The sequence below is a fragment of the Bacillus sp. S4 genome (genome assembly GCF_040838205.1).
In the GTDB taxonomy this organism is placed as follows: domain Bacteria; phylum Bacillota; class Bacilli; order Bacillales; family Bacillaceae_G; genus Bacillus_A; species Bacillus_A cereus_U.
Window position 1 is genome coordinate 36,174 of the sequence record NZ_JBFPJI010000011.1, and the last position, 6,105, is coordinate 42,278.

Sequence of the window (6,105 nt, forward strand, 5' to 3'; positions counted from 1 at the left end):
TTTATGCCTCCCTCAATTTCTCCATTAATGCAAATAGCGCTAGCTTATAGCCATAAAAACCAAATCCAACAATTTGTCCCGCACAAACAGCCGCTGTCACAGATTCATGACGAAACGACTCACGCCCGTGAATGTTAGAAATATGTACTTCAATAACTGGAATCGACACGCTTGCGATAGCATCCCGAATCGCGTAGCTATAATGCGTAAATGCTCCAGGATTTAAAATGATCCCTTCATATATATCTTCAGCCTCATGAATGATGTCAATAAGAGCACCTTCATGATTCGATTGGAAACATTCTAATTCCACTCCCATTTTTTCTGCTTCTTGTTTCATATCTGCTTCAAGCGTCGCTAACGTTCCTTTTCCGTATACATTTACTTCCCTAACGCCAAGGCGATTTAGGTTCGGACCGTTTACGAGGAGTAACTTTTTCATTTTCTTAAAACCCCTTAATATTAAAGAATGTCTATACGACATTTTAACATAGGAATCACTTATTTGAATAGTTTGTCTTCTCGGCCCCTTCTCCTCTATTCGTATTATTCGATTCGAATGCTACAGAATACGAAATAAAAACACCATATAATATAAAGATACATATTGTCGTTACAATTGTTTCTTTCGGTAAATGGAGTGCACTTTTAATAACAGGTGCCATTAGCCCCATCCCCAAAAATAATAATGCCCACCAAAACAAACCGTATAGTACGCCAGGTAATACTCCTTCAAACTTTTTAAAAAGAGCTTTATAGAGAAATGCCACTAAAATTGAAAGAAGTCCCATACAAACGATACCTAGTACATTTCCCCAAACCCCTTCTTTCCAATCTCCAAATGCAAACGGTAAAAGTAAATAGTTAGGGCCAGCTTCTGTAAATGAGAATATATGAAGGAAATACCATATCCCTCCCCAAAATAAGCCACCAAATAAACCAATTTGTACAAAGTTTCTTATTGTTGATTGTTCTTGATTCACATTGACACCTCCGCTCAATAGTATGCCCGAAACTATTTTGAAGCATGTTTAAATCCTGCAAAATTTGTCTATAAAAAGAATAAGAAATGTCCGACTCTCGTAACATTTTCACTTGTCATCTACCTGTATTTGTCGATAAAATAAAGGAAACTCGGTGATTGTCTTATTTCAAGATGACAGAACCAAGTATGACAATTGCCTCTTTTTCTACATAAGAGAGAAACAAATACAGGTTGGTGTTAACATGGCAGAAGAGTCAAAACAAATATATGGCGGGCAGGCAGTCATAGAAGGAGTTATGTTTGGCGGTAGAGAATATACTGTTACAGCGGTTCGTCGTAAAGATAAATCGATTGAATTTTATCGTTTACCACGCGTTCGTAATAAAGCATTGTCTCTACTAAAGAAGATTCCATTTTTACGAGGTATTGCCGCTATTGTGGATGCAAGTGCGAATGGAGCGAAACATTTAAACTTTGCTTCAGAACGATTTGATGTCCACCCCGAAGATGATGAACAATTTGCAAATAAAAAAGAAGAACAATCAAAATTAACGATGGTATTAGGAGTTGCAGCAGTTGGCGTTTTATCGTTCATATTCGGTAAAGTAATTTTCACAGCAGTTCCTGCACTTTTAGCTGAATTAACGAGACCGATTTTCCCATCTCATACAGGGCAAATCATTGTCGAAAGTGTCATTAAGCTCATGCTATTATTGAGCTATATATACTTCATTTCTTTAACCCCACTTATTAAGCGGGTATTTCAGTACCACGGTGCGGAACATAAAGTAATCAATGCTTATGAGAATAATCTTCCACTGACTGTAGAAAATGTTCAAAAGCAAACTCGCCTCCATTATCGCTGTGGCAGTAGCTTTATTATATTTACGGTCATTATTGGAATGTTTGTCTATTTCCTCGTCCCTACAGATCCGCTTTGGGCAAGGGTAGTAAACCGAATTTTATTAATTCCAGTTGTTCTCGGTATTTCTTTTGAAGTATTACAATTTACCAATCGATTACGAGATGTCCCTGTTTTGCGAGTACTTGGATATCCAGGATTATGGCTGCAACTATTAACAACAAAAGAACCAACAGATGATCAAGCGGAAGTTGCAATCGCATCGTTTGAAGAATTATTACGTTTAGAAAACAAACAATAATTATTTAAAAATGGTGTTCAACTCCTTTCCTCATCGTTAATATACTAATTTTAATATATGTTTTTAGGAGGTGTCCCTTATGAACGGTCGTTCGTTTACATTCGCTATATTTGTGCTTATTATCGGATTAGCAATATTCGGCCTTGTTTCATCTGTTATTACAAATCCAATGCTAGTATTGAAAAACATTGGTATCATGTTGGCTGTCGTCGGTATCTTTTACTTACTCTACAAAATGTTTACAAACTCTAGTGGTTCTGCAAATTCGCAAAGCTCATATAAGCGTGCAGCGAAACAATCGAACCGCAAACACGGGAAACAAAATGTAGCACCCCTAAGCAATTCTTTCTTGAAACGAAATGCTTCTGATGACAAGGGGAAAAAGGGTAATTCTCCATCGTTGAAAAGAAAAAGAAAACAATCTCATTTAACTGTCATTGAAGGTAAAAAAAACAAAAAGAAAGACCGTGCTTCCTTTTAGGAAATACGGTCTTTTTTTACCCCGGTTGGTGCGGAGCTAATAATCAGTGGAAGATGCGAAAAACCCTACTGATTAAAGTTTCCCTTTATATGTTGAAGCACTTCTTTCAAACTTTTCTCTTTCATACTTTCGATACGAAGGTGATGGTTTTCAAATTGCAAATTTCTTGTCACATCATTAGGCACGACGACACACTTTAATCCTGCTGCCACCGCTGCTTTCAATCCATTTAATGAATCTTCAAATACAACAGCTTCTGATGGTTCAATTCCTAATTCTTCTATCGTAACTTTATAAAGAGCTGGATCTGGTTTTACCTTCTCTACATCTTCTCTCGTTTTAATCACTTCAAAACAATCTCTAATTTGTAGCTCTTCTAAAAAACGAACGACCCACTCCCTAGATGAACTAGAGGCTAATGCGATTTTCAATCCAAGTTCTTTCGCTTCTTCTAAATATTCTTTTACCCCGTCACGCGCTTTTGGTATTTTCATTTTCTCTTTATGTAAAGTTGTTACTTTTCCCTTTAATGCATGCTCGTTAAATTTTTCTTTTAATTGCTCTTTTAAATATGCATAAAGCACTTCATCTGTCGTTCCAATACATTTTGCAAATTCCTCTAAAGGTAACTCGCCGCCGTATTCACGAACAGCATCTCTGAAAGAGTGAAACCATATTGTTTCTGTGTCCACAATTAATCCATCAAAATCAAAAATAATTGCTTTCATTATTCTCCCGTCCTTTTCGATTGAAATAAAAAAGGAAACGCCACACGTTCCCCTTAATTACTTTTCTCTTCATTTGCTTTTTGAACACCACGAAGTGTTTCTACTCGAACTTCATCTTGTTCAAAGTATTGTACTAAATCACCGATACGGTCAATTGATTCCCAACTTAAATGATGTTCAATTCCTTCTACATCATTATAAATTTTGCTTTCATCCACACCGATAATGCGCATAAACTGTTCTAACAATTCATGACGATATACGAGACGTTCTCCGATTTTTTTACCTTTTGATGTTAATACAAGCCCTCTATATTTTTCATAAATTAGATATTCGTCTTTGTCTAATTTTTGCACCATTTTTGTTACAGAGGATGGATGTACACTAAGCGCTTCAGCAATATCAGATACACGGGCATAACCCTTTTCATCAATCAACAAATAAATTTGTTCAATATAATCTTCCATACTAGGGGTAGGCATCGGTTTCCTCCATCCAATTTCATTTTGCTTATTCCGTACGAAGCAATCAATAAAATGATACACCAGAAAGAATAACGTGACAAGGTGGAAACGAGCCTAAATATATAAAACAAAAAAAGAATACAGATTCCCCTTATGTAAAATATTGAATTTCTGCATCAGGAAAATACTCATATATATAACCTCTTATTGTTTCTTCCAATACTTCTGCATCATCCTTTTGATATACATATTTCCCAATCCCGTATCGTCCCCATTTATATTTACGCTTCTCTTCATCCATTTCAAGCTTTGTATTTGGATAACGCTCTTGAATGACCTTTTTTGCCGGTTTCGTAAAGCGATGCTGAATTAATTCGAACGTTAAATTTGGTATCACCATATCTTTCAACGCATTGTACAATCGCTCAAATAATTCTCGGTATCCTTCTTCCCACCCTTCATGCATATAAATTGGCGCAACTATAAAGCCAAGCGGATAATTAGCCCCCGCTACTTTACGAGCAGCCTCAATTCGCTCTTCAAATAGCGACGTCCCCGGTTCAAAATTTTTAATCACATAACGTGAATTAATGCTAAATCGAAAACGCGTTTTCCCATTATGCTTTGCGTCTAATAAATGATCAACATGCGAATATTTCGTAACGAAACGTAAACGTCCATGTTCACTTTCTCCGATAAACTCTATCGCCCGCTTTAATGCATGCGTTAAATGATCAATTCCAACGATGTCTGATGTACACGCCGCTTCAAATCTTGTTATTTCAGGGGCCCTTTCATCCATATATTGCTTTGCCTTCTCAAATATTTCATCTAGATTCACATACACGCGAACGTAAGGTTTATTCCCAAGCGTCGTTTGCAAATAACAATAATGACAATGTCCCATACACCCTGTTGCAAGCGGAATTGCATATTCAGCTGACGGTTTTGATGTATCGAACTTTAACGTCTTCCTCACCCCAACGACAAGTGTTGCTTTTGCATTACGATACTTTTGCAATTCATTTTCGCCTGGCAAATTTCTAATTTGATTGTGTGATGTCGTTTCACGAATTTCTAATCCCATCTTCGTAAACTTCTCATAAAGCTCTTTTCCAAGCGGATATTCGAGTGCCCTCGGTTCAAAGTAAACGAGTTTTGGCATAAATGGTTTCATGTGCTCCCCTCCTCTCGTTAGTATGGGAAGCACATGAAAATTAACACAGATTAAAGTTTTCCACTTCAGTAACTTGCGTTGCAAGTTACTGACTGTTATAATTTAGATAACAGCTACCTTGCAAGGCAAGTTACCTGGATAAAAGGTGGTGAAATCATGCACAGCCAAATGTTAAAAGGTGTACTAGAAGGTTGCATTCTATATATCATTTCACAAGAAGAAGTGTACGGATATGAACTAAGTACAAAATTAAATAAACACGGCTTTACATTCGTAAGTGAAGGAAGCATCTATCCTTTATTGTTACGCATGCAAAAAGAGAAACTTATTGAAGGAACATTAAAAGCTTCCTCACTCGGTCCAAAACGAAAATATTATCACGTAACCGATAAAGGATTAGAACAGCTTGAAGAATTTAAAAAAAGTTGGGGAATGGTTTCAACGACGGTAAATAACTTATTACAAGGGGAGTGATAGGGATGAAGGCGCAAGACATGGTTGAATTGAACAATAAAAAACGCGAATTTCTAACACCTGAAAACGAAGCTACTTACGGTGATATGTTAGTATATCTTCGGTTATCTAACGTACCCGAACATCAAGTAGAAGAACTTTTATTAGAAATATTAGATCATCTCATCGAAGCACAAGCAGAAAATAAAAATGCTTATGATATTTTCGGAAATGATTTACGATCTTACTGTGATGAACTTATATCAGCTTTACCAACCCAAACAAAGCTAGAAAAAACTTCTTTAATCGGTTTTATTATTAGCTTACTTCTTGCTATACAGTTTGGAATAGATGCACTTGTTTCGACTTTCATTTTAATCTTCGGGAAGAATATCGAACAATTAAGCCCAGCTTTTAGCATCCCTGGAACCACTTTGTTCGTTTCACTTATTATACTAGGCATACTTTTCATTTTATATTTATTAAAGCGCTATTCCTTTGATCAAAAGATGAATTGGAAAAGAAGGATTCTATTTGGATTTGCATTTGCTACTCCATTTTGTTCAGCTGTATTTTTAAATGTCTATTTCAAAAAACAACCTTATCTCATTTATCATCTAACCTTTTGGCAAAACGCTTTAATCGCTATTCTAT

General features: G+C 36.2%; 9 protein-coding genes. 4 read left to right on the forward strand and 5 right to left on the reverse strand.

What is annotated here, in order from left to right; translation table 11 throughout:
- Position 1 precedes the first annotated feature (1 nt).
- Together aroQ and AB3X48_RS03220 are read right to left on the reverse strand one after the other, a co-directional pair.
- Positions 2 to 442 (reverse strand): type II 3-dehydroquinate dehydratase, encoded by a 441-nt coding sequence (gene aroQ, locus AB3X48_RS03215; protein WP_002160521.1) that lies wholly within the window; start codon positions 440 to 442, stop codon positions 2 to 4.
- Positions 443 to 497: 55 nt separating this feature from the next.
- Positions 498 to 983: a YqhR family membrane protein gene (locus AB3X48_RS03220; protein ID WP_016106130.1), complete on the reverse strand. Its 486-nt coding sequence runs from the start codon at positions 981 to 983 to the stop codon at positions 498 to 500.
- A 244-nt stretch (positions 984 to 1,227) separates the two neighbouring features.
- Here AB3X48_RS03220 and AB3X48_RS03225 point away from each other — a divergent pair, with 244 nt between their 5' ends.
- Both AB3X48_RS03225 and AB3X48_RS03230 read left to right on the forward strand, forming a co-directional pair.
- On the forward strand, positions 1,228 to 2,148 hold the full coding sequence (locus AB3X48_RS03225; protein ID WP_002160519.1) for a DUF1385 domain-containing protein: 921 nt from the start codon (positions 1,228 to 1,230) through the stop codon (positions 2,146 to 2,148).
- A gap of 79 nt (positions 2,149 to 2,227) precedes the next feature.
- A complete protein-coding gene (locus AB3X48_RS03230; protein WP_016106131.1) occupies positions 2,228 to 2,629 on the forward strand; it encodes an SA1362 family protein in 402 nt (133 codons plus the stop codon).
- A 65-nt stretch (positions 2,630 to 2,694) separates the two neighbouring features.
- On the opposite strand, the gene AB3X48_RS03235 is transcribed toward AB3X48_RS03230, so the two are convergent.
- From AB3X48_RS03235 to splB, 3 genes are all read right to left on the reverse strand, one after another.
- Positions 2,695 to 3,357 carry an HAD family hydrolase gene (locus tag AB3X48_RS03235; protein WP_016106132.1) on the reverse strand — a complete coding sequence of 221 codons (663 nt, stop codon included), beginning with the start codon at positions 3,355 to 3,357 and terminating at the stop codon, positions 2,695 to 2,697.
- Positions 3,358 to 3,410: 53 nt separating this feature from the next.
- Positions 3,411 to 3,839, reverse strand: a complete 429-nt coding sequence (gene mntR, locus AB3X48_RS03240; protein WP_001143080.1) for a transcriptional regulator MntR — start codon at positions 3,837 to 3,839, stop codon at positions 3,411 to 3,413.
- Positions 3,840 to 3,972: 133 nt separating this feature from the next.
- Positions 3,973 to 4,998 (reverse strand): spore photoproduct lyase, encoded by a 1,026-nt coding sequence (gene splB, locus AB3X48_RS03245; protein ID WP_016106133.1) that lies wholly within the window; start codon positions 4,996 to 4,998, stop codon positions 3,973 to 3,975.
- Between the two features lie 156 nt (positions 4,999 to 5,154).
- On the opposite strand from splB, the gene AB3X48_RS03250 reads away from it, so the two are divergent.
- Positions 5,155 to 5,472 (forward strand): PadR family transcriptional regulator, encoded by a 318-nt coding sequence (locus AB3X48_RS03250; protein ID WP_000556081.1) that lies wholly within the window; start codon positions 5,155 to 5,157, stop codon positions 5,470 to 5,472.
- A 5-nt stretch (positions 5,473 to 5,477) separates the two neighbouring features.
- Positions 5,478 to 6,105 (forward strand): DUF1129 domain-containing protein (locus tag AB3X48_RS03255; protein WP_367958788.1); only part of this gene is annotated, 628 nt, incomplete at its 3' end.